Genomic DNA, 1932 nt, shown 5'->3' with positions numbered 1-1932 from the left:
ATATCAAGTTCGGATAATTAGTTATAATAAAACTGGAATCGTTGCTGGGTGAGGTATTGAGGTATTATGGCCAAAAGGATTGCGATCGCAAACTACTTAAGTGCCGAAGAGTTGTTGGTTCATTATCGCCAGGCGACAGATGTCACAGAACGTACCCATTACCAAATAATTTGGTTATTGGTGAAGGGAAAAACACCATATGAAGTGGCTGAAGTAACAGGTTACACTAGACACTGGATTTATCAGTTAGTAAAACGCTACAACAAATTGGGAACTTCAGGTTTGGGAGACCAACGCCGTTATAATCAAGGTAAGGAGGCCATATTAACAGATCTACAACAGGCTCAACTGTGGCAAGTACTGTCAGAAAAATCCCCTGATGGTGGATTGTGGAATGGTCGTAAGGTAGCGGATTGGTTAAGTGAACTGACAGGAAGGCAGGTCAGTCGCCATCGAGGATGGGAGTATCTCAAACAAATGGAATTTCGTCTACGTGTTCCAAGACCAGAACATCGGGAATCTGACCGACAAGAGCAAGAAAATTGGAAAAAAAACTGGATTTGAAACTCAAGTTTCTTCAAGCTCGATATCCAGAAGCCGACATCGAAGTTTGGGGAATGGATGAGCATCGTCTTGGACTTCATCCTATACTACGTCGAGTTTGGGTTCCACTTGGAGAACAACCGATTGCCTCTGTCAAACAAAAGTATAAGTGGATGTGGTTGTATGGGTTTGTACACCCAGAATCCGGTGAAACCTATTGGTGGATTCTGCCGAGTGTGAACACAGAAATATTTAATCGGGTCTTAGCTGATTTTGCCACTGAATATAGTCTTGGGAGGAATAAACGAATTCTCCTCGTGATTGACCAAGCTGGTTGGCATACAAGTCATAGTTTAGATATACCAGAGGGTCTGGATTTAATCTATTTACCACCCAAATCACCAGAACTACAACCAGCAGAACGTTTGTGGCCTCTCACTAATGAGATTGTTGCCAATAGTTCTCCATATTGTTTAGATGAACTCGAAAAACTATTGGTATTTCGCTGCCAGAAATTGATGAAACAGCATGATTTAATACAAGGACTAACTTGCTACCATTGGTGGCCTCAAACTAGGGCATCTTAATTATAACTAATTATCCGAACACGATATTAGCTACTCAAGGAAGGTTTGTCGAAATTGGCAAAATTGGGATTTGGACTCCAGAACAAGTGAAACAGAAACGACCCGATGTCGATTACTTCCCCTTTGATATCGGAGAGGTAATGACACAACAGCCTAATTTAATCGCCAAAATTTCAGAGGAATTAACCCAGCAATGGAACCAAGGAAAACTCCAAGCCTTACCTTATAACTCCCGGTTCGCCTATTTTAAATCGAGTTAGAAAAAGCTGAAGGATTGAATCAGAGGTCTCGAGTATGGTACAAATGTACTGATAAGACGGGCTGGGATTTTCCGGCGTCGGAACTGCACAAAGGGCGATTGGCCGATGGCCACCCTTGACGAAGGCAAGTTTTAACAGTGAAGTCTGTGGAGTGAAGTCTGTGGTTTGAAGATAATTAGGCCTTGATAGCAAAAACCCATGATAGTGTATGGATTTCGGTTTTGTGGGGGATTTTCAGAACTACTAAAAAAATAAGCAGGGCCAAGTATACCAAAAGACATAATCCCAACCACAAGCAAATCAGGATATATTGGTTGTTATGGCATTTGAACGGATAATCACAAACGAACGAGTCGATGATATCCCCGTACTCTTAACACAAATAGAGCAGATGGGAGTACAAAAGCTACTAGATAAGCACTTCCCCACACACGGAAATTGGAAAGGTCAAAGCCTTGGGGAGGTAGCAGTAATTTGGTTAGCACATATATTATCCCAAGCAGACCACCGTTTAAATCAGGTTCAAGCCTGGGCTTCCAAAC

1 protein-coding gene and 2 pseudogenes are annotated in these 1932 nt (G+C 42.1%); all 3 read left to right on the top strand.

All coding sequences use genetic code 11. The features are described 5' to 3' along the window. Window positions 1–66 precede the first annotated feature (66 nt). Window positions 67–1130, top strand: a pseudogene (locus F6K53_RS38825) (IS630 family transposase). Window positions 1131–1216: 86 nt separating this feature from the next. Then, the gene (locus F6K53_RS38820; RefSeq protein WP_293085189.1) at window positions 1217–1390 is read left to right on the top strand and encodes a hypothetical protein; all 174 of its coding nucleotides are present in this window, start codon (window positions 1217–1219) and stop codon (window positions 1388–1390) included. Window positions 1391–1709: 319 nt separating this feature from the next. Then, a pseudogene (locus F6K53_RS38815) lies at window positions 1710–1932 on the top strand (hypothetical protein); the annotation flags it as partial.

The sequence above is a fragment of the Moorena sp. SIO4A1 genome, from assembly GCF_010672065.1.
Lineage (GTDB): Bacteria > Cyanobacteriota > Cyanobacteriia > Cyanobacteriales > Coleofasciculaceae > Moorena.
This window is presented reverse-complemented; position numbering and strand designations above follow the sequence as displayed.